This is a genomic window from Streptomyces sp. DG1A-41, assembly GCF_037055355.1.
Taxonomy (GTDB): domain Bacteria; phylum Actinomycetota; class Actinomycetes; order Streptomycetales; family Streptomycetaceae; genus Streptomyces.
Window position 1 is genome coordinate 5,316,989 of record NZ_CP146350.1, and the last position, 20,599, is coordinate 5,337,587.

A 20,599-nucleotide genomic window follows, 5' to 3' on the forward strand; every position below is an offset into this window, starting at 1 on the left:
ACACCGAGTTGCTCAAATCATCGATTACGTCGCTTCCGTAACCGATTGACACCGCATCAAGTGCCGTAGCGTGAACGGTTATTGATCGGAAAGGTTCGGATTGGGGCTAAGTCCAGGGCGTGTTGTGGCCGTGTGCAGCCAAGAGGACTGGAGACGAGGTTATGGGGGTACGCCAGTTGGATTTACGGGGTTTGTCACCCCGTAAACGAAGGTGTCCCGGATTGATCGGTCGTCAGCGGCGACGGCGGTGCAGGGCGATCGCCGCCGCCGTGCCGCCGGCCACCGCGCCCACGCCGGCCGCGGCCGGGATGCCGACCTTGGCCGCCTTGCGGCCGGTGCGGTAGTCGCGCAGGCGCCAGTCCAGCTCGCGGGCGTGCTTGCGCAGCTTGGAGTCCGGGTTGATGGCGTAGGGGTGGCCGACCAGGGACAGCATCGGGATGTCGTTGTGCGAGTCGCTGTAGGCGGCGCAGCGGCTCAGGTCCAGGCCCTCGGCCGCGGCCAGGGCGCGGACCGCCTCGGCCTTGGCGGGGCCGTGCAGCGGTTCGCCGACGAGCTTGCCCGTGTAGACGCCGTCGACCGACTCGGCGACCGTGCCCAGGGCGCCGGTCAGCCCCAGGCGGCGGGCGATGACCTGGGCGATCTCGACGGGGGCCGCCGTGACGAGCCAGACCCTCTGGCCCGCGTCCAGGTGGGCCTGGGCCAGGGCGCGGGTGCCGGGCCAGATGCGCTCGGCCATGTACTCGTCGTAGATCTCCTCGCCGATCGACTGGAGCTCGGCGACGCGGTGGCCCTTGACGATCGACAGGGCCGAGTCGCGGGCCTCCTGCATGTGTTCGGGGTCCTCGACCCCGGCCAGCCGGAACCACGCCTGCTGCCAGGCGAACCGGGCGAGGTCGCGCGTCTCGAAGAACTTCCGCTTGTACAGGCCCCGCCCGAAGTGGAAGAGGGCGGCGCCCTGCATGACGGTGTTGTCCAGGTCGAAGAAGGCGGCGGCCTGGTCGTCGCCGTGGACCGGGAACTGCGGTTCCTCGGTCGTGCCGGCGGCCTCCTGTGAGGACTTGCGGGCAGCCTCGGCCGAGGCCTCGCCTGCCAAAACGCTCCGCGCCGTGGCGGAGCGCCTACGGGGAGTGAGCCATCCGAGAGCGGCCATGGCGTGAGCATAGCCAGTTTGTTCGGGGGTTCCGGAGTCGTGAGGTTTGGAGCCTGTGAACTCTCGGCGAGCGTGGCGTTAAAGAGGGTGCTGGGGACGAACGTGGTCGGCGTGTCCGCCCGGCGCTTTCGCGAGGCTTCCCCTCGTTCGCGGGCGCGCGACAATGGCCGACATGAGTCCCCTCTTTCGTCGCAGGCCCCCTCGGGACCGGCTCGTCACCCTGATCCGCAAGCCCGGCTGTCATCTGTGTGATGACGCACAGGTCGTTGTGGAGAAGGTGTGCGGTGATCTGGGAGTCCCCTGGGAGCAGAAGGACATCACCGAGGATCGGGAACTGCACGACCAGTACTGGGAGCAGATCCCGGTCGTGCTGGTGGACGGCAGGCAGCACACGTTCTGGCGCGTGAACGAGGACCGCCTGCGCAAGGCGCTGACCGACTGATCCCGACCGGGTGCGGCAACTGACCGATCAGTCCAAAGGGCCCGTCAGGTCGCTTAGGATCGTCGGTGGCTGGTCTCGGGGGCGGGATACACAGAGGAGAGTGTGCGGTTTTGCCCCCAGAAGTGAAGGAACAGTGCCGCGTGCGCGCCGGTTCCCCGCGAGTGCGCCGGGGGCGCGTGACCCCGGTCACGTTGGCCGGGCAAATCGGACACCATCTTTGTGCACGCGTTCACAAAGACATAGCCTGCTTTCGACGGGGCGGTCATGTAGGGACGTATGACCGCCTACAGCCCCGCTCTACCCGCAGGAGCACCGTGGCAACTGGCCGAACTCACCGACCGGCGACCCGCAGCCGAGGGATTCCCGAGGCCACCGTCGCCCGGCTTCCGCTGTACCTCCGCGCTCTGACCGCGCTGTCGGAACGCTCGGTGCCCACGGTCTCCTCCGAGGAGCTCGCGGCCGCGGCGGGGGTCAACTCCGCGAAGCTGCGCAAGGACTTCTCCTACCTCGGCTCCTACGGGACCCGGGGCGTCGGCTACGACGTCGAGTATCTCGTCTACCAGATCTCCCGCGAACTGGGCCTCACCCAGGACTGGCCGGTCGTGATCGTCGGTATCGGCAACCTCGGCGCCGCCCTGGCCAACTACGGCGGGTTCGCCTCCCGCGGCTTCCGGGTCGCCGCGCTGATCGACGCCGACCCGGCCATGGCGGGCAAGCCCGTCGCCGGGATTCCCGTGCAGCACTCCGACGACCTGGAGAAGATCATCCAGGACAACGGCGTGTCGATCGGTGTCATCGCCACCCCGGCCGGTGCCGCCCAGCAGGTCTGCGACCGGCTCGTGGCCGCCGGTGTCACCTCCATCCTGAACTTCGCGCCGACCGTGCTGTCCGTGCCCGAAGGCGTCGACGTGCGTAAGGTCGACCTCTCCATCGAATTGCAGATCCTCGCCTTCCACGAGCAGCGCAAGGCCGGCGAGGAGGCCGCCGCATCCGACGGCGGCGTCCCGGCCGCCGCCGCGCGCAGCGACTCCGCCGACCAGGGGCCCGACGGGGACATGCCCGCCGTGATGCCGGCATGAGCCTCCTCGTCGTCGGACTCAGCCACCGCAGCGCCCCGGTCAGCGTGCTGGAGCGGGCCTCGCTCGGCGCGGACGCGCAGGTCAAGCTGCTCCAGGACACGGTCGCCGCCGAACCGGCCGCCGAGGCCGCGCTGCTCGCCACCTGCAACCGCATCGAGCTCTACGCCGATGTGGACAAGTTCCACGCCGGTGTCGCCGAGCTGTCCACGCTGCTCGCCCAGCACAGCGGTGTCGGCCTGGAGGAGCTCACTCCCTATCTCTACGTGCACTACGAGGACCGGGCCGTCCACCACCTGTTCTCGGTGGCCTGCGGGCTGGACTCGATGGTCGTCGGCGAGGGGCAGATCCTCGGCCAGATCAAGGACTCCCTGGCCCGCGCGCAGGACCTGAACTCCGCCTGCCGGCTGCTGAACGACCTGTTCCAGCAGGCCCTGCGGGTCGGCAAGCGCGCGCACTCCGAGACCGGCATCGACCGCGCCGGCCAGTCCCTGGTCACCTTCGGCCTGGAGCAACTGGCCGCGGGTGGCGAGGTGCAGACCTGGGCCCGGGGCAAGAAGGCCCTGGTCATCGGCGCCGGGTCGATGTCCTCCCTGGCCGCGGCGACGCTCGCGCGGGCCGGGGTCGCCGAGGTCGTCGTCGCCAACCGCACCTTCGACCGCGCCGAGCGCCTCGCGCAGATCCTGACCGAGGGCGACGACACGGACGTGCTGGCCCGCGCGGTCCCGATGGAGTCGGTGCCGGCCGAGCTGACACGTGCCGATGTCGCCGTCTCCTGCACCGGCGCGACGGGCCTGGTCCTGACGGCCGAGTCGGTCGCCGCCGCGGTGGAGGGCCGCACGGCCGCGCCGTCCGGCGTGGCCGACGGCGACGGGCCGCCCCCTCCGGACGGCGGGCCGGGCCGGACGGCGGCCACGGGAGCGCAGCGGGGCAACCTGTCGGCCACCGGCCTCGGCGGTGAGGACGGCTGTCCGCTGGACCTGCCCGCGGTGCAGGGCACCGCCGGATTCTCCGTGCTCGGCGAGGCGGCCGTGGCCGGTATGGCCGCCGCCGACCTGGAACAGCACGCGGCGTGGGTGGACAACGGCACGGTGGGCGGCGCCCAGCGCGCGGCCAGGCCGGGGACGGCCGGCCCGCTCGACCCCACCCCGGACGCCGCCGCCATCGCCGCGCTCGCCGCGACCGTGGCCACCGTCGGCCGGATCCCCGAGCGGCGCAGGCCCGAGCCGGTCGACGAGCCGCCGCGGCCCGAGCCCGTGCTCTTCCTGCTCGACCTGGCGATGCCGCGCGACATAGACGCGGCCGCGCACCGGCTGGCCGGCGTGCGGCTGGTGGACATCGAGTCGCTGGCGGAGGCGACCGCGGGCGCTCCGATGGCTGCCGATGTGGACCAGGTCCGGCGTATCGTCTCCGACGAGGTCGCGGCCTTCGGGGCAGCCCTGCGGGCCGCGCACATCACGCCGACCGTGGTCGCCCTGCGCACCATGGCCGCCGATGTCGTGGCCAGCGAGATCGCCCGCCTGGACGGACGGCTTCCCGGCCTCGACGACAAGCACCGCGCGGAGATCACCCAGACCGTGCGGCGCGTGGTGGACAAGCTGCTGCACGCGCCGACCGTACGGGTCAAGCAACTCGCGGCCGAGCCCGGCGGCGCCGGGTACGCGGACGCGCTGCGCACCCTGTTCGACCTCGACCCGGAGGCGGTTGCCGCCGTCTCCCGGGCCGAGGACAGCACAGAGAAAGACCGAGGGCCGGCATGAACGACAAGGCGCTGAGGCTCGGCACCCGCCGGAGCAGGCTCGCCATGGCCCAGTCCGGGCAGGTCGCCGAGGCCGTGACCCGGGTGACCGGGCGGCCCGTCCAGCTCGTCGAGATCACCACGTACGGCGACGTCTCGCGTGAGGCGCTCGCCCAGATCGGCGGCACGGGTGTGTTCGTGACCGCCCTGCGCGACGCGCTGCTCAAGGGCGAGGTCGACTTCGCTGTGCACTCGCTGAAGGACCTGCCGACCACGCAGCCCGACGAGCTGGTCGTGGCCGCCGTACCCGCGCGGGAGGACCCGCGGGACGTGATCGTCGCCCGGGACGCGCTGAAGCTCACCGACCTGCCGAGCGGGGCCCGCATCGGTACCGGTTCGCCGCGCCGCATGGCCCAGCTCAACGCGTACGCGCGCAGCCACGGCCTGGACATAGCGACGGTCCCGATCCGCGGCAACGTCGACACCCGGATCGGATACGTAAGGTCCGGCGAACTCGACGCCGTCGTGCTGGCCGCCGCCGGACTGAACCGGATCGGCCGCGGTGACGAAGTGACCGACTTCCTGTCGGTCGACACGGTTTTGCCCGCCCCCGGCCAGGGGGCACTGGCGATCGAGTGTGCCGCGGGCAACGCGGACCTCGTCGCCGCGCTCGCCGAACTCGACGACCCGCTCACGCGGCTCGCCGTGACGGCCGAGCGCTCACTGCTCGCCGCCCTGGAGGCCGGTTGCAGTGCCCCTGTGGGCGCGCTCGCCGACCTGCTGGCCGACGGGCAGATTGTCAAGGAAATGCGCCTGCGCGGCGTCGTCGGCACCACCGACGGCACGCGCATGGTGCAGCTGTCCACCACCGGTCCCGTGCCCGAGACGCACGACCGGGCAACGGCGCTCGGTCGCGAACTCGCGGCCGAGATGCTCGCCCAGGGCGCGGCCGGTCTGATGGGGGAGCGAGCACATTGAGCCCCACCGCCCTTTCCGCCGGTCCTGAACACGGGCACGTCACCTTCCTGGGTGCCGGACCCGGAGATCCGGGACTGCTGACTCTGCGCGCCGTCGAGGCGCTGGCGAACGCGGACGTCCTCGTCGCCGAGCACGAGGTGCTCGACGTCGTACGTCAGCACGCCAGGCAGGGCGTCTCCGAAGTGCACACGGACTCGGATCCTTCCCAGGAGCCGGGTCCGGGCACAGGAGCGCCCCAGCTGACGCTAGTTGACGGCACGTCAACCGGCGTCGCCGCCCCCGCGGTGCGGGATGCCGCACATCTTGTCATGGAGGCCGCGCGGGGCGGCAGGCGGGTCGTGCGTGCGGTGTCCGGGGACCCCGGACTCGACACGTACGCCGCCGAGGAGATGCTGGCGTGCGCCGCCGCCGGGGTGCCCTTCGAGGTCGTCCCCGGTATCGCGAGCGCCGTCGGTGTCCCCGCGTACGCCGGTGTGCCGCTGCGGGACGCGCAGGGCGCGGACGTGCGGTTCGTCGACGCGCGCACGGCCTCGGACCGGTGCTGGACGGAGGTCGGGGCGTCGGACGGCACGGTCGTCGTGTCCACCACGCTGGACTCCGTCGCGGCGGCGGCCGGCGAGCTGGTCTCCGCGGGCCGTAAGCCGGACACCCCGATGACGGTCACCGTCGCCGGTACGACCACCCGGCAGCGCACCTGGACCGCCACGCTCGGCACGATCGCGCAGACGCTGAAGCAGGCCAAGGTGCTGCCCTCGCCCGACGGCGGCCGGCCGGTGATAGCCGTGGTCGGTGAGCGTTCCGCCGCCGCCCAGCGCGACCAGCTCGCGTGGTTCGAGTCCAAGCCGCTGTTCGGCTGGAAGGTGCTCGTGCCGCGGACCAAGGAGCAGGCGGCGTCGCTCTCCGACCAGCTGCGGTCGTACGGGGCCGTGCCGCACGAGGTGCCGACCATCGCCGTCGAGCCGCCGCGCACGCCCCAGCAGATGGAGCGGGCGGTCAAGGGGCTCGTGACCGGCCGCTATGAGTGGATCGCCTTCACCTCGGTGAACGCGGTCAAGGCCGTGCGGGAGAAGTTCGAGGAGTACGGGCTCGACGCGCGTGCCTTCGCGGGCATCAAGGTCGCGGCCGTGGGCGAGCAGACGGCCAAGGCGCTGATCGCCTTCGGCGTGAAGCCGGACCTGGTGCCGAGCGGGGAGCAGTCGGCCGCCGGTCTGCTGGAGGACTGGCCGCCCTACGACCCGGTCTTCGACCCCATCGACCGGGTGTTCCTGCCGCGTGCCGACATCGCCACGGAGACGCTGGTCGCCGGGCTGATCGAGCTGGGCTGGGAGGTCGACGACGTCACGGCCTACCGGACCGTGCGGGCCTCGCCGCCGCCGGCGGAGACGCGGGAGGCGATCAAGGGCGGCGGGTTCGACGCCGTGCTGTTCACGTCGTCGTCGACCGTGCGGAACCTGGTCGGTATCGCCGGCAAGCCGCACAACGTCACTGTCATCGCTTGTATCGGCCCGGCTACCGCCAAGACCGCCGAGGAGCACGGGCTCCGGGTGGACGTGATGGCTCCGGAGCCGTCCGTGCACAAGCTGGCGGAGGCGCTGGCCGACTTCGGCGCGAAGCGGAGAGCTGCCGCTCTCGAGGCGGGGGATCCGGTGACGCGGCCGAGCGAGAGGCGGCCAGGGGCTCGGCGGCGGCGGTCGACGACGTAGGCATCGAGTGTGCTGGCTGCGGCTATGCGGGAGTCACCGCGTGGCCGTAGCGCAGCAGGTTGGCCGGGTCGTAGGTGGCCTTGTCGTGGCGTAGGCGTTCGTAGACCTCCGGGGTCCAGGCGCGGGCGCGGTCCTGTTCGTCGCCCGGGGTGCCGTGGATGTTGACCATGGTGCGGCCCGTGCCGTAGGGGGCCATGGCCGTGTAGAGCTGGTGCGTCGCCTGTTCGATGGCCTCGGCGGCGGGTGGGGCGGCCAGGATGCCGACCGAGTCGAGGACGTACTGGGCGTCGCGGGCGCAGACGGCGTCCTCGACGGGGGACGGGCGGGACATCGCGCCGCCCATGTGGCGCATCTCGACCGTCAGCAACGGGTGGTCGACGCCCGCCGCGGGGCCGACCTGGTCCAGGAACGAGCGGATGGCGTCCGGGGGCAGGTCGCGCAGGAGCAGGCAGGACTCCCTTGCGGGGAGCGGGTCCTGCGGTTCCATGTGGATGCGGTCCAGGGCCGCGTGGTCCATCACCTCGACCGTGTCGACCGCTACGGGGGCGGCTGCGCGGAGAGGCGCGATCAGTGCCTCGCCCTCGGCCGGGAGGCCGGGCCAGGCGATCGCCACGCGGGCCCAGAAGCCGCCGCGCAGGGGTTCCGGGATCTGGGGGATGGGCGGCAGGCGGAGGATCGTGAACGCGCTGCACATCTCGTCCGGGACGGTGCGGGTCCAGTCCACCCAGGCCCGGAGCAGGGCCTCGGTGTGCTCGCCCGGGCAGTAGATGCCGCCGCCGTAGAGGCGGGGCAGGGGGAGCAGCTCGGTGACGAGTGACGTGACGACGCCTACGTTGCCCTTGCCGCCGCGCAGGGCCCAGAACAGTTCCGGTTCGTTCTGTGGGTCCGTTTCGCGCAGCCGGCCGTCCGGGGTGACGACCTGGAAGGAGCGGACCAGGTCGGCGGCGTAGCCGTAGGCACGGCCGAGGACGGGGAGTCCGCCGCCGAGGGTGTAGCCGATGACGCCCGCGTCCGTGGAGGTGCCGCAGAGGCCGGCGAGGCCGTGGGGGGCGGCTGCGGCCATGACGTGGCTCCACTTCGCGCCCGCGGCGATGGTGGCCGTGCGGGTGGCGGGGTCCATCTGTACGTCGGTCATGCGGGCCGTGTTGATCAGGAGGCCCTTTTCGATGGGGAAGTTGGCGCCGTGTCCGGTGGCCTGGACTGCGATGGGGGTGTCGGTGGCTTTCGCCCAGCGCATGGCGGTGACGATGTCGTCCGGGCCGGTTGCTCCGATGACCACGTCGGGGGTGTGGAGGGCGGCCAGGTTGAAGCCGGTGACCTCGTCGGCGTAGGCGGGGTCGCCGGGGCGCAGGACCGGGCCGTGGATTTCCGAGAGGGCGAAGAGGTCGGGTGTGTGGTGGGGGTGGTCATCGCGTTCTCCGTGGGGGCGTACGGAGGACGGCGGCGGCGGGGTGGTGTCAGGCCGTCGGGTCCTTGTCTCTTTGTTTTCAGGATGGACCTGGGGGGTGTGGGACGCATGGTGGGGCAGCAGGGGTGGGGGTTTGGGGCTGAGGATGGCGGATCCGCGAGGTCTGGGCTTCCGGGGTGCTCGGCGTTCGAGCCCACCCGTGCCGCCCCAGGCGGCACCAATGCCCGCGGACCGCGGACGGGGTTCGGATGTCGTCGGTGGGGGTTGCTGCCGACATCGCGTCGGTATCGGGGGGTTTTGGGCGGGCGTAGCGTAGGTGGCATGACGACGTACGGATCTTTTCCCGGTACGCGGCCGCGGCGTTTGCGGAGTAATCCCGTCATGCGTCGGATGGTCGCCGAGACCCGGTTGCACCCTGCCGACTTCATCCTTCCGGCCTTCGTGCGGGAGGGCATCAGTGAGCCGGTGCCGATCGCGGCCATGCCGGGGGTCGTGCAGCACACGCGGGACAGTCTGAAGAAGGCCGCCGCGGAGGCCGTCGAGGCGGGGATCTCCGGGATCATGCTGTTCGGCGTGCCGGAGGAGTCGAAGAAGGACGCCCTCGGGACGCCGGGGACCGACCCGGACGGGATTCTCCAGGTCGCCATCCGGGACGTGCGGGCCGAAGTCGGTGACGACCTGCTCGTCATGTCCGATCTGTGTCTCGACGAGACCATCGATCACGGGCACTGCGGCGTGCTGGACGCCCAGGGGCGGGTCGACAACGACGCGACCCTGGAGCGGTACGCCGAGATGGCCCAGGTGCAGGCCGATGCCGGGGCCCATGTGGTCGGCCCCAGCGGGATGATGGACGGGCAGATCGGCGTCATCCGTGACGCCCTCGACCAGATCGGGCGGGAGGATGTCGCCATCCTCGCCTACACCGCCAAGTACGCCTCCGCCTTCTACGGGCCCTTCCGGGAGGCTGTCGCTTCCTCGTTGCAGGGGGACCGGAAGACCTATCAGCAGGACCCCGCGAACGCGCGTGAGTCCATGCGGGAACTCGCCCTCGACCTCGAGGAGGGCGCCGACATGGTCATGGTGAAGCCCGCCGGGCCCTACCTGGACATCCTCGCCCGGGTCGCGGACGCCGTGGACGTGCCCGTCGTCGCCTACCAGATCTCCGGCGAGTACTCGATGATCGAGGCCGCCGCCGAGAAGGGCTGGATCGACCGGGACCGCGCGATCATGGAGAGCCTGACCGGCATCCGGCGGGCGGGCGCCCGGAACATCCTCACCTACTGGGCCACCGAAGTGGCCCAGCGGCTCAAGGGTCAGTAGGACAGGGCCTGCTCCATGTCCCGCAGCCAGTACGTGACGGTCAGCGAGCTGTCGTAGTACACGCCCTCGGCGGGCAGCTGCGGGAGTGCCGAGGGGCCGCCGCTGCTGTGCGGCGTGCGGCCCTGGAAACCGACCGTGAGCCTGCGGTCGGTGGTGCCGCCGGAGCCGCTGCCGTCGGCCGCCGACAGCACGACGCCCGCGTAGCCGGACTCGCCGGGTGACAGGGTCGTCACGGCCTGCGGCTCGGAGTCCTCGACCCACTGCATCTCGTCGAAGCGCAGCACCGGGTAGTAGGTGAGGTCGCACGTCTTCGAGCCGGCGTTCTTCACCGTGATCAGCATGTGGTTGAGGGGGCGGGGGACCCGCTTGGCCGTGACGGTGGTGTTGGTGCCGTTGCAGGAGGCACGGGCGGCGGGGGCGGCGGCCGTCCCGGGCTTCGTGCCTCTCCCGCTCGTGCCCTTCGTGTTGGTGGAGTTCGTGTTCGTGGCCGTGCCGGGAGCCGTGTTGCCCGCCTTGTCGGGGGTCGCGTCGGTGGGCGCGGTGTTCGCCGTCGCCGTCAGTTGCGGCTTGGCCGCGCCCTCGTCCTGCGTGCCCGTGCCGTCCTGGCAGGCCGTGAGGGAGAGGGCGGTTACGAGGGCGACGGGGAGAGCGTGGTACTCGCGCATGAGTGGGTTTTTTCGGACAAGGTCGTAAGCATGAAGACCCCGGGCGAGCCGCTCTACCGGTCGGCCGGGAGCGGCGTGCTGGGATGACGAGAGCTTGTGCGGCGATCCGTCCCGGCCGCCACAGCCGGCGGACGATCAGGGACGCTGGAATGCCCGCACATGCTTTGACCAGGGGAAACGACCCTCCCCTGGAACGGGGGAACGGGACATGGGGGATGGAAAAACGGTGTCGGAAGACACGGCCGCGGCGGAGTTCGCCGCGCTGCTGGGGGAGTTGAAGGAGCGGTCAGGGCTGAGCTACGGGGTGCTCGCCAAGCGGCTCCGCATGAGACCGACTGAGTCAGTGGAACTCGTGAACCAGCTCGATCCGGCCGACGATGTGGGCGTTGAACTCGTCGAGTTCCTCGGCCGGTACCCACAGTTCGAGGATGGTCTCCCCGCCCGCCTGCCGCACCGGGTACCGGCGCAGGAAGCCGGAGTCGACCTCGAACCGGGTGACGAAGCCGGCGCCGTCGTGCTTGACGTTCCAGTCGCGCGCGATTCTGATGGCGTAGTCCTCGTTGAGGACCGGGTAGAAGATCGGCTGCTCCGGAAGCCGGGGCGGCCAGGCGCGCCAGTCGAGCTCCCGTACCAGGTCCAGTTCCCTGGGGCCGGTGGGGCGCCACAGGGTCGTCGTCGGCGGCTGGTCGGGTTGCATGGGCACCATCACATCACCTGAACCGTTGGGTTGTTGACCGCCGTAGTGGTTGCTGATTGAACCACCTACTCTTCAGGGAGACGTCCATGACCGGTGACGCCCTCAGCCAGGATCCCGCCGAGCTGCGGAGGAGGATCGACAGCAGCAAAGCGCACCCGGCCCGGGTCTACGACGTCTTCCTCGGCGGCAAGGACCACTACCAGGCCGACCGGGACGCGGCCGCCGCCGCGCTCGCCGCCAACCCGCGCGGGTACCTCGACGTACGGCACAACCGCGACTTCCTGCGCCGCGCGGTGACCACGCTGGTGGAGCAGGACGGCATCCGGCAGTTCCTCGACATCGGCACGGGACTGCCGACCGCCGAGAACGTGCACCAGATCGCGCAGCGCGTCGCGCCCGAGTCGCGGGTCGTGTACGTCGACAACGACCCGGTCGTGCTCGCGCACGCGCGGGCCCTGCTGACGAGCGGGCCCGAAGGCCGCACGGACTACATCGACGCCGATCTGCGGGAGCCGGCCCGCATCCTCGAACAGGCCGTCAAGACCCTGGACTTCGACCAGCCGGTCGCGCTCTGCCTGGTCGCCGTCCTGCACTTCGTCGCCGACGAGGAGGCGTACCCGCTGGTGCGCGAGCTGCTCGACGCGCTGCCCGCCGGCAGCCGGCTGGTGCTCAGTCACCTCACCGAGGACCTCAACCCCGAGAACATCCGCGCGGTCCAGCGGACGTACACCGAGCGGGGCTTCACCTTCGTGCTGCGGTCCCGGGCGGAGGTCGAGCGGTTCTTCACGGAGAACTCCCTGGGGATCGCCGACCCGGGGATCGTGCCCGCGCACCGCTGGCGGCCCGACCACGCGGCTCCCGTGCCCGAGCGGCCGGAGGAGTCGTACCTCGCCGGCCTCGACGACATCGACAAGGTCCGCTACCGCGACATCAACGACGTCACGGACGCGGACATCAACGTGTACGCGGCGATGGCCGCCAAGGGCTGAGCGGGGCGGCGGCGTCCGGATCGCGGAAATGTGTTTGTAGTCGGCATGTACTTGCCTAGGCTGCGGCGCACAGCCGTCACCGCAGTCGAAGGAGCCGTGTCATGACCGTCACCGAGCCCGCGCCCGCCCTCTCTCCCGTGCCGCCGCTCGCCGCTCGGGCGCGGTCGGTCGGCGGTTCTCCCGTGCGGGACATCCTCGCCGTCACCGCCCGCCCCGAGGTGATCAACTTCGCGGGCGGGCTGCCGGCGCCGGAGCTGTTCGACGCGGAGGGCATCGCGGCCGCGTACCGGGCCGTCCTCGCCGAGGAGCCCGCGCGGGCGTTGCAGTACTCCACGACCGAGGGCGAGCCCGTGCTGCGGGCCGCGCTCGCCGATCGCAGCACGGCACGCGGACTGCCGACCGGTCCCGACGACCTGCTCGTCACCACCGGCTCCCAGCAGGCCCTCTCGCTCCTCGCCACCGCGCTGCTCGAACCCGGGGACACCGTCCTCGTCGAGAACCCCTGCTATCTGGCGGCCCTTCAGGCCTTCGGCCTCGCCGGAGCGCGGGTCGTGGCCGTGCCCGGCGACGAACACGGAGTCGATCCGGAGGCGCTGGAGGAACTCGTGGTGCGCGAGCGGCCCAAGCTGCTCTACACCGTGCCCACCTTCCAGAACCCCACCGGCCGCACGCTGCCCGCTGGGCGGCGCGCCGCCGTGGCCGCGGTCGCCGCCCGGCGCGGGCTGTGGATCGTCGAGGACGACCCCTACGGGGAGCTCCGCTACGAGGGCGAACGCGTGCCGTGGATCGCCTCCCACCCGGGCGCCGAGGACCGTACGGTCCTGCTCGGCAGCTTCTCCAAGGTCATGGCGCCCGGTCTGCGGCTGGGCTGGCTGCGCGCGCCCGGTGAGCTGCGGCGCGCCTGTGCCGTCGCCAAGCAGGCCGCCGACCTGCACACGCCGACCGTCAACCAGCTCGCCGCGGCCCGGTACCTCGCCGACCACGACCTGGACGGCCACGTCACGCGCGTCGCCGGCGTGTACCGCGAACGCCGGGACGCCATGCTCGCGGCGCTGCCCGGTGCGCTGCCCGAGGGGTCGGTCTGGACCCGCCCCGAGGGCGGCATGTTCCTCTGGGCGCGCCTGCCCGAGCCGTACGACACGACGGCCCTGCTGCCACAGGTCGTGCGGCACGACGTGGCGTACGTCCCCGGCGCCCCCTTCTACGCCGGCACGCCCGACCGTACGACCCTGCGGCTGTGCTTCGTGACGCAGACGCCGGAGGAGATCGAGGAAGGGCTGCGGAGGCTGGACAAGGGGCTGCGGGCCGGCATGCCAGGGGCCTAGGACCAACGACGGAGCGGCGTCTCCCGCTGTGGGCTGCGGACGGCTGGGACGGGTCTGGTTACGGTGAGGCCATGGTGGACTCCGTACAGTTCGACCTCGACGTGTATCTCCGGCGGATCGGATGGGAAGGGGAGCCGCGGGCCGACCCGGCCACCCTGCGCTGTGTGCATCTGGCGCACTTGAGGGCCCTCCCGTTCGAGAACCTCGACGCACTGGGCGGCAGGGCTCCCTCCCTCGACCCGGCCGACCTCATGGCCAAGCTGGTCCACAGCCGGCGCGGCGGCTACTGCTACGAGCACAACACGCTGTTCGCCTGCGCGCTGGAGGCGATGGGCTTCCGGGTGACCCGGCTGGCCGCGCGGGTCGTCGTCGGCGCCGACACCATCGCGAGCCTGCCGCGCACGCACATGGCGTTGCTGGCCGAGGTCCCCGGCGAACCGCGGCCGTACCTCGCGGACGTCGGCTTCGGGGCGATCGGGTCGCTGCTGGAGCCGGTGCCGCTGGTGGCGGACGTCGAGTTCGCCGGGGCCGGGCGGCGGCACCGCCTGGTGCACGTGCCGCACGACGGTCCGCTGGAGATGTGGCTGCTCCAGGCCCACGACCCGGCGAAGGACGACTGGACCGGGCAGTACGCCTTCACCCTGGAGCCCTTCGAGAAGCCCGACTTCGACGTCATCAACTGGCACATCGCGACCAACCCGCGCTCGCCGTTCACCCAGCGCGTCTACGTCCAGCACGTCAGCGCCACGCGGCACCTCCTGCTCGACGGCCGGCTCCTCACTCGGACCCGCCCCGACGGGACGGCCACCGAGCGGGAGGTGACCGGCGAGGCGGAGGCGCGGCGGCTCCTGGAGGAGGAGTTCGGCATCACCGCGCCGGAGGGGATGACGCTGCTGACCGGCTGACGGGCCGGGTCAGTCCCACCAGAAGTGCCAGACCGGCTGGTCGAGGACCTGGTGCTCGGCGTAGGCCCGCACGGTCGGGTCGGTGCCCTGCCGGACGTTGTCCGGGCAGAACGCGAAGTGCTCTGCGGCCACGGCCTCCGCGTCGGCCATCGTGACGGGCGGGGCGGCGACCGACACCAGCAGGTGGTCGAAGCCGAGGGCCACCACCCGTATGCCGAAGCGGTCCTCCCAGGAGCGCAGCACCGCGCTGAGCCGGGCCGTGTCGCCCTCGTGGTTGGCCGGGCCCGTCCAGCCGATCGCCGTCGGGATGTCGGCGCTGCGGCGGGCCGGGACGAGAGCGAGGCGGGGGGCCTTGAGCGGGCCGCCGTCGGCGAGCAGGGAGTCCGCGACGCGTGTCGCCACCGCGTCCGGGTCGTGGTCGTGATTCTGGTCCTGGTTCCGGCTCCGGTCCCGGCTCTCCTGGGGGAGGGGTTCGGCCAGTCCGGGCCAGGCGTGGGCCTCCGCGGCGTACTCCTCCCAGCACTCCGCGAGGACCTCCCCGGCGTCGTGGTCCCCCGGGTACGACACCTCGCCGGGTGCCAACTCCCAGCGGTCCGGCCCGCCATGGCCGTCGCCCACGTCCAGAACGACCGGCAGCAGTCCCCTCAGGCGGGCCGGCTCCAGCGCCGTCCAGCCGCCCGGCACGGCTCGCTCGTCCGCGCACCACAGCAAGGGCTCGTGCCAGGCACCCTCGTCGGTCGTGTCCACGAGTGCCCCGGCGGGGAGGTGCAGTCCGAGCGCGCGGCCGCTCGGGTCCGTCGCCAGCGTCGGCAAGGGGTTCGGAAGTGTCGCCATGGTGGTGACTGTAAAGCCGGCCACTGACAAGCGGGCCGGCCGGGCGAGGGACCCGACCGGGGACAAGACCGGTCCGGCAAGGGACAGCCGTTGACCTGATTGCTCCCTACGGTCCCGCCATGACCACTTCCTGGGAGAAGACGGACCTGCTGGACGCGCTCGCGGAGCAGCGGGAACTGCTGCTGATCACCGTTCGCGGACTCACCGACGAACAGGCCGCACGACGCACGACCGTCAGCGAGCTGGCCCTCGGCGGGATCGTGAAGCACCTCGCGCGAGGAGAGGAGGTGTGGACGCGGATCATGGTCAAGGGCGACGGTGAACTGCCCGACGGCATGCTCGACATGGGGCAGTACCGCTTGACCGCGGGCGACACGCTCCAAGGCCTCCTGGAGCGTTACGCGGCGGCCGCCCGGGCGACCGAGGACGCCGTGACCGTGCTGCCGGACCTGGACCACAGCGTGCCCCTGCCGAGGACCCCCTGGTCACCGCCCGAGCCCGAGCACTGGTCGGCGCGCCGGATCCTGCTGCACCTGATTCGGGAGACCGCCCAGCACGCCGGGCACGCCGACATCATCCGGGAGGCCCTGAAGAGCGCGAACACCACGGCCCAGCGCTGACCGGGCGGCACGTCAGGCGCGGGCGGCCCTTAGTCGCGGGCGGCCCTCGGATGCGGGTGGCCCTCAGAGCGGGTGGCCGTCAGATGCGGGCCGGGGTCACACACGGGCGGCCCGTCACATACGGGCGTCGAAGCACTCGCGGCTGCCTCCCGTCACCGGGCGGAAGCATGCCCGGCCGGTCGTGCCGGGGCGGGCTGCGGTCCGTTCTTCCCGCAACCCCCTACCGATTCGGCCACACCCCGCCGCGACCGTCCCGCCACGTCGTCCCGGCGTACGGCGTCGCAGCAGGTCAGCGCGTGGGGCGTCCCGCGAGTACGTCACTTCGGAGGCGACTGTGGCGGACCCGGGTCCCCGAGCCGCAGTCTCGTTGCCGAGCCGGCCGCTGTGGTCGGCCCGCCCACGAAGGGGGAACCAGCGTGCGTATGACCAGGAAGCTCGCCGTCATGGCCGGGGGCATCGCGCTGACCGGCGGTCTGCTGGCCGGCAACACGGGGGTCGCCGGTGCGGCGGAGACCGCCCCTCAGGCGGCGTCGGACTGCCCGTCGGGCTGGTTCTGCGTCTGGTCAGGCAAGAACTACACCGGCCGCTAGTGGGTCAACTGCCGCTGACCAGCGGCCCGACAAACCCCGAGGGCGGCAGTCCACGGGGGGAGTGCCGCCCTCGGCCTGTCATCAGGGGCCGGTCTCAGAGTCGCTCGGGCGTCCGGATGCCCAGCAGGGCCATGCCCTGCTGGAGGGTGCGGGCCGTGACGTCGCAGAGGAACAGGCGGTTCTCGATCTGCTCGGGCGACTCGGCCTTCAGGACCGGGCACTTGTCGTAGAACGTCGTGTAGAGGGACGCCAGCTGGTACAGGTACGCCGTCATCTTGTGCGGGGCGTACTCCGCCGCCGCCTCCGCCACCGTCGCCGCGAACGCGTCGACGTGCAGGCCCAGAGCCCGCTCCGCCTCGTGCAGGTCCAGCTCGGGATGCGCGACCGGGCGGGACTCGCCGGCCTTGCGCAGGATCGACCGGATACGGGCGTAGGCGTACTGGAGATAGACGGACGTGTCGCCGTTCAGCGAGACCATCTGGTCCAGGTCGAACTTGTAGTCGCGGTTCGCCGACGTCGACAGGTCCGCGTACTTCACCGCGCCGATGCCCACCTGCGTGCCCCGCTCGGCGATCTCCTCCTCGGAGAGGTCCTGCGCCTTCTCCCGGACCACCGCCGACGCGCGGTCGATCGCCTCGTCCAGCAGGTCGACCAGGCGGACCGTCTCGCCCTCACGGGTCTTGAACGGCTTGCCGTCCTTGCCGAGGACCGTGCCGAAGGCGAGCTGCACCGCGTGCACGTCCTCGTTCAGCCAGCCCGCCCGGCGGGCCGTCTCGAAGACCATCTTGAAGTGCAGCGACTGGCGGGCGTCCACCACGTACAGCAGCGTGTTCGCCTTGATGTTGAAGACGCGGTCGCGGATCGCCGAGAGGTCGGTCGCCGCGTAGCCGTAGCCGCCGTCCGACTTCTCCACGATCAGCGGGACCGGCTTGCCGTCCGGGCCCTTGATGTCGTCGAAGAAGACACACAGCGCGCCCTCGGAGCGGACCGCGACGCCCGACTCCTCCAGCAGACGGCAGGTCTCGGCGAGCATGTCGTTGTAACCCGACTCGCCGACGATGTCCTCGTCGCGGATCTCCATGTCCAGCTTCTCGAAGACGGAGAAGAAGTAGATCTTCGACTCGTCCACGAACTTCTGCCACATGGCGAGGGTGTGCGGGTCGCCCGCCTGGAGGTCCACCACCCGGCGCCGGGCCCGCGTCTTGAACTCCTCGTCGGAGTCGAAGTGCTTGCGCGCGGCCTTGTAGAGGCGGTCCAGGTTCGACATCGCCTGCTCGCCGGACGCCTGGAGGTCCTCGCCCTCGTGGTGGTCCAGCTCGTGCGGGTGCTCCTCCAGGTACTGGATGAGCATGCCGAACTGGGTGCCCCAGTCGCCGATGTGGTGACGCCGGACCACGCTCTCGCCGGTGAACTCCAGCAGCTGCGCCACCGAGTCGCCGATCACCGCGGAGCGCAGATGACCGACGTGCATCTCCTTCGCCACGTTCGGCTGGGCGTAGTCGATGACCGTGGTGCCCGGGTGCTCGGTGTGCGGCACGCCGAGGCGGCCGGTGTCGTCCGCGTAGCGCGCGGCGAGGTTCTCCGTGATCGCCCGGTCCGTGATCGTGATGTTCAGGAAGCCGGGGCCGGAGACCTCGACGTCCTTGATCACGTCACCCGACTCGACCCGGGAGACGACCTGCGTCGCCAGCTCCCGCGGGTTCGCCTTCTCCTTCTTCGCGAGGGCCAGGATCCCGTTGGCCTGGAAGTCGGCCCGGTCGCTTCGTCGCAGCAGCGGGTCCGCGGAACCGGCCTGCGGCACAGCCGCCGACAGGGCCGCCGCGAGGCGCTGGTGGACGGAGTCGCTGAGGGACGTGACCGAGGCCATAGGAAAGGGTGCCGTTCTCCTCGAGGGAATGGATAGACACGGCCAGTATCCCATGGGGGTTTGTGCCGCTGCCGCGTGAGTGAGCGCAGGCGTGCTGGGGCGAGTGTGAGTGAGCAGCGGTCTGGCAACGGGGGTGCTCGGGCGGACTTGGGATCTGGGTGAACGGGAGTTTGCCTGTCGAATGCGTGATCCTTCGGGGGTGCGGCTCGCGTTGCGGGCATGGGACCGTCCAGGCCGGACCGGAGACCTCGGGGCGTGAGGGACCCCGCCCCCCGCCTTCCCGGACCACGCACCGGATGCGTGCCGCCCGGACGCGGAGCGAAAGCGGGCGACCAGTGTGCCCAACACCGTTCGGAGCGCGCGGCTGAGCACGAGCCCTGGCGTCAGGACTCCCTCCCGCTCAGTTCTCAGGGACGGTAAAGCCGTTTTTCCGGGCGCACGCAGGTCTGGGACAATGGTGCGGTCAGCCGTGCGACCGTACCGGCTGCCCGATGCAGAAAGAAGGACGTGCCGATCGTGGCTCAGAGCACCGAGACCACCGACTGGGTCTCCCGTTTCGCGGATGAGGTCATCGAGGAGTCGGAGCGTCGGGCCCCGGGCAAACCCGTCGTCGTCGCGTCCGGCCTCTCGCCGTCGGGCCCCATCCACCTCGGGAACCTGCGCGAGGTCATGACCCCGCATCTCGTCGCCGACGAGATCCGCCGCCGGGGACATCAGGTGCGGCACCTGATCTCCTGGGACGACTACGACCGCTACCGCAAGGTGCCGGCCGGGGTCGCGGGCGTCGACGAGTCGTGGGCCGAGCACATCGGCAAGCCGCTGACGTCCGTCCCGGCGCCCAAGGGCTCCTCACACCCCAACTGGGCCGAGCACTTCAAGGCCGCGATGATCGAGTCGCTGGCCGAGCTGGGCGTGGAGTTCGACGGGATCAGCCAGACCGCGCAGTACACCTCCGGCGTGTACCGCGAGCAGATCCTGCACGCCATGAGGCACCGCGGCGACATCGACGCGATCCTCGACCAGTACCGGACGAAGAAGGCCCCGGCCAAGAAGCAGCCGGGGCAGAGGCCCCTCGACGAGGCCGAGCTGGAGGCCGCGGAGGGCTCCGGCGCGGCAGCCGAGGACGACGGCAGCTCCGGCGCCGCCGGGTACTTCCCGTACAAGCCGTACTGCGGCAACTGCGAGAAGGACCTCACCACCGTCACGTCCTACGACGACGACTCCACCGAGCTGACGTACGCCTGCACCGCGTGCGGCTTCTCCGAGACGGTCCGGCTGAGCGAGTTCAACCGCGGCAAGCTGGTCTGGAAGGTCGACTGGCCGATGCGGTGGGCGTACGAGGGCGTCGTGTTCGAGCCCTCCGGCGTCGACCACTCCTCCCCGGGGTCCTCCTTCCAGGTCGGCGGGCAGATCGTCGGGATCTTCGGCGGCAAGCAGCCGATCGGCCCGATGTACGCCTTCGTCGGCATCTCCGGCATGGCGAAGATGTCGTCCTCGAAGGGCGGCGTGCCCACCCCCGCCGACGCCCTGAAGATCATGGAGCCGCAGCTCCTGCGCTGGCTGTACGCCCGGCGCCGGCCCAACCAGTCCTTCAAGGTCGCCTTCGACCAGGAGATCCAGCGGCTGTACGACGAGTGGGACCGGCTGGACGCCAAGGTCGCCGACGGCAGCGCCCTGCCGGCCGACGCCGCCGCGCACTCGCGTGCGGTGCGTACGGCCGCCGGGGAGCTGCCGCGGACGGCCCGGTCGCTGCCGTACCGGACGCTGGCGTCCGTCGCGGACATCACCGCCGGGCACGAGGACCAGGCGCTGCGGATCCTCAGCGAGCTGGACCCGTCACGGCCGCTGGCCTCCCTGGACGAGGCGCGGCCGCGGTACGACAAGGCCGAGGCCTGGATCAACACGCACGTGCCCGCCGAACAGCGGACCATCGTGCGGGACGAGCCCGACACCGAGCTGCTGAAGTCGCTCGACGACCAGGGGCGGGAGTCGCTGCGGCTGCTGCTCGACGGGCTGGCCGACCACTGGTCGCTGGACGGGCTGACGCACCTCGTCTACGGCGTGCCGAAGGTGCAGGCCGGGTTCTCGGCCGACGCCACGCCGAAGGAACTGCCGCCGGAGATCAAGACCGCCCAGCGGTCCTTCTTCGCCCTGCTGTACCACCTGCTGGTCGGGCGGGACACGGGGCCGAGGCTGCCCACGCTGCTGCTGGCGGTGGGGCAGGAGCGGGTGCGGGCCCTGCTCGGGGAGTAAGCGGCAACGGAGAAGGGGCCCTCGGGAGGAGGGCCCCTT

18 protein-coding genes and 1 pseudogene are annotated in these 20,599 nt (G+C 71.5%); 13 read left to right on the plus strand and 6 right to left on the minus strand.

Going from position 1 to position 20,599, the window contains the following annotated elements:
- Positions 1 to 232 precede the first annotated feature (232 nt).
- The gene (locus tag V8690_RS24885; RefSeq protein WP_338782202.1) at positions 233 to 1,150 is read right to left on the minus strand and encodes an HAD-IB family hydrolase; all 918 of its coding nucleotides are present in this window, start codon (positions 1,148 to 1,150) and stop codon (positions 233 to 235) included.
- 163 nt (positions 1,151 to 1,313) lie between these two features.
- Between V8690_RS24885 and V8690_RS24890 the strand changes: the two genes are divergently transcribed.
- The 5 genes from V8690_RS24890 (at position 1,314) to V8690_RS24910 (ending at position 7,087) form a co-directional block, all read left to right on the plus strand.
- Complete coding sequence (locus V8690_RS24890) at positions 1,314 to 1,592, plus strand: glutaredoxin family protein (RefSeq protein ID WP_086603661.1); 279 nt, start codon at positions 1,314 to 1,316, stop codon at positions 1,590 to 1,592.
- Positions 1,593 to 1,906: 314 nt separating this feature from the next.
- Positions 1,907 to 2,671, plus strand: coding sequence for a redox-sensing transcriptional repressor Rex (locus V8690_RS24895; RefSeq protein WP_184986728.1), 765 nt, complete (start codon positions 1,907 to 1,909; stop codon positions 2,669 to 2,671).
- Positions 2,668 to 4,428 (plus strand): glutamyl-tRNA reductase, encoded by a 1,761-nt coding sequence (locus V8690_RS24900; protein ID WP_338782213.1) that lies wholly within the window; start codon positions 2,668 to 2,670, stop codon positions 4,426 to 4,428. The genes V8690_RS24895 and V8690_RS24900 overlap by 4 nt, the downstream gene beginning before the upstream one ends.
- A complete protein-coding gene (hemC, locus tag V8690_RS24905; protein ID WP_338782215.1) occupies positions 4,425 to 5,384 on the plus strand; it encodes a hydroxymethylbilane synthase in 960 nt (319 codons plus the stop codon). Before V8690_RS24900 ends, hemC begins: the two co-directional genes overlap by 4 nt.
- Positions 5,381 to 7,087 (plus strand): bifunctional uroporphyrinogen-III C-methyltransferase/uroporphyrinogen-III synthase, encoded by a 1,707-nt coding sequence (locus tag V8690_RS24910; protein ID WP_338782216.1) that lies wholly within the window; start codon positions 5,381 to 5,383, stop codon positions 7,085 to 7,087. The genes hemC and V8690_RS24910 overlap by 4 nt, the downstream gene beginning before the upstream one ends.
- Positions 7,088 to 7,109: 22 nt before the next feature.
- Here V8690_RS24910 and V8690_RS24915 read toward each other — a convergent pair whose 3' ends face one another.
- Entirely contained in the window at positions 7,110 to 8,366 is a 1,257-nt protein-coding gene (locus tag V8690_RS24915; RefSeq protein WP_338782217.1) for an FAD-binding oxidoreductase, read from the minus strand.
- Between the two features lie 450 nt (positions 8,367 to 8,816).
- Here V8690_RS24915 and hemB point away from each other — a divergent pair, with 450 nt between their 5' ends.
- Entirely contained in the window at positions 8,817 to 9,815 is a 999-nt protein-coding gene (hemB, locus tag V8690_RS24920; RefSeq protein WP_338782219.1) for a porphobilinogen synthase, read from the plus strand.
- On the opposite strand, the gene V8690_RS24925 is transcribed toward hemB, so the two are convergent.
- Together V8690_RS24925 and V8690_RS24930 are read right to left on the minus strand one after the other, a co-directional pair.
- Positions 9,809 to 10,480, minus strand: a complete 672-nt coding sequence (locus tag V8690_RS24925) for a DUF4232 domain-containing protein (protein WP_338782221.1) — start codon at positions 10,478 to 10,480, stop codon at positions 9,809 to 9,811. The two genes, hemB and V8690_RS24925, sit on opposite strands and share 7 nt — an antisense overlap.
- A 340-nt stretch (positions 10,481 to 10,820) precedes the next feature.
- The gene (locus V8690_RS24930) at positions 10,821 to 11,177 is read right to left on the minus strand and encodes a hypothetical protein (protein WP_338785447.1); all 357 of its coding nucleotides are present in this window, start codon (positions 11,175 to 11,177) and stop codon (positions 10,821 to 10,823) included.
- A gap of 86 nt (positions 11,178 to 11,263) precedes the next feature.
- Between V8690_RS24930 and V8690_RS24935 the strand changes: the two genes are divergently transcribed.
- The 3 genes from V8690_RS24935 to V8690_RS24945 all read left to right on the plus strand — a co-directional run bounded on the left by V8690_RS24935 (position 11,264) and on the right by V8690_RS24945 (position 14,396).
- On the plus strand, positions 11,264 to 12,166 hold the full coding sequence (locus tag V8690_RS24935) for an SAM-dependent methyltransferase (RefSeq protein ID WP_338782222.1): 903 nt from the start codon (positions 11,264 to 11,266) through the stop codon (positions 12,164 to 12,166).
- 101 nt (positions 12,167 to 12,267) lie between these two features.
- Positions 12,268 to 13,491, plus strand: a complete 1,224-nt coding sequence (locus V8690_RS24940; RefSeq protein WP_338782224.1) for a PLP-dependent aminotransferase family protein — start codon at positions 12,268 to 12,270, stop codon at positions 13,489 to 13,491.
- 71 nt (positions 13,492 to 13,562) lie between these two features.
- Complete coding sequence (locus V8690_RS24945) at positions 13,563 to 14,396, plus strand: arylamine N-acetyltransferase (RefSeq protein ID WP_338782227.1); 834 nt, start codon at positions 13,563 to 13,565, stop codon at positions 14,394 to 14,396.
- A 9-nt stretch (positions 14,397 to 14,405) separates the two neighbouring features.
- On the opposite strand, the gene V8690_RS24950 is transcribed toward V8690_RS24945, so the two are convergent.
- Positions 14,406 to 15,230 (minus strand): DUF4253 domain-containing protein, encoded by an 825-nt coding sequence (locus tag V8690_RS24950; protein WP_338782230.1) that lies wholly within the window; start codon positions 15,228 to 15,230, stop codon positions 14,406 to 14,408.
- A 119-nt stretch (positions 15,231 to 15,349) separates the two neighbouring features.
- On the opposite strand from V8690_RS24950, the gene V8690_RS24955 reads away from it, so the two are divergent.
- Positions 15,350 to 15,850: a DinB family protein gene (locus V8690_RS24955; protein ID WP_338782232.1), complete on the plus strand. Its 501-nt coding sequence runs from the start codon at positions 15,350 to 15,352 to the stop codon at positions 15,848 to 15,850.
- A gap of 422 nt (positions 15,851 to 16,272) precedes the next feature.
- On the plus strand, positions 16,273 to 16,440 hold the full coding sequence (locus V8690_RS24960) for a peptidase inhibitor family I36 protein (protein ID WP_338785448.1): 168 nt from the start codon (positions 16,273 to 16,275) through the stop codon (positions 16,438 to 16,440).
- A gap of 94 nt (positions 16,441 to 16,534) precedes the next feature.
- On the opposite strand, the gene argS is transcribed toward V8690_RS24960, so the two are convergent.
- Positions 16,535 to 18,307: an arginine--tRNA ligase gene (gene argS / locus V8690_RS24965; RefSeq protein ID WP_338782234.1), complete on the minus strand. Its 1,773-nt coding sequence runs from the start codon at positions 18,305 to 18,307 to the stop codon at positions 16,535 to 16,537.
- A gap of 215 nt (positions 18,308 to 18,522) precedes the next feature.
- Between argS and V8690_RS24970 the strand changes: the two are divergent.
- Both V8690_RS24970 and lysS read left to right on the plus strand, forming a co-directional pair.
- Positions 18,523 to 18,727 (plus strand): annotated as a pseudogene (locus V8690_RS24970) (transposase); the annotation flags it as partial.
- An 87-nt stretch (positions 18,728 to 18,814) separates the two neighbouring features.
- Complete coding sequence (lysS, locus tag V8690_RS24975; protein WP_338782237.1) at positions 18,815 to 20,560, plus strand: lysine--tRNA ligase; 1,746 nt, start codon at positions 18,815 to 18,817, stop codon at positions 20,558 to 20,560.
- Positions 20,561 to 20,599: the final 39 nt, after the last annotated feature.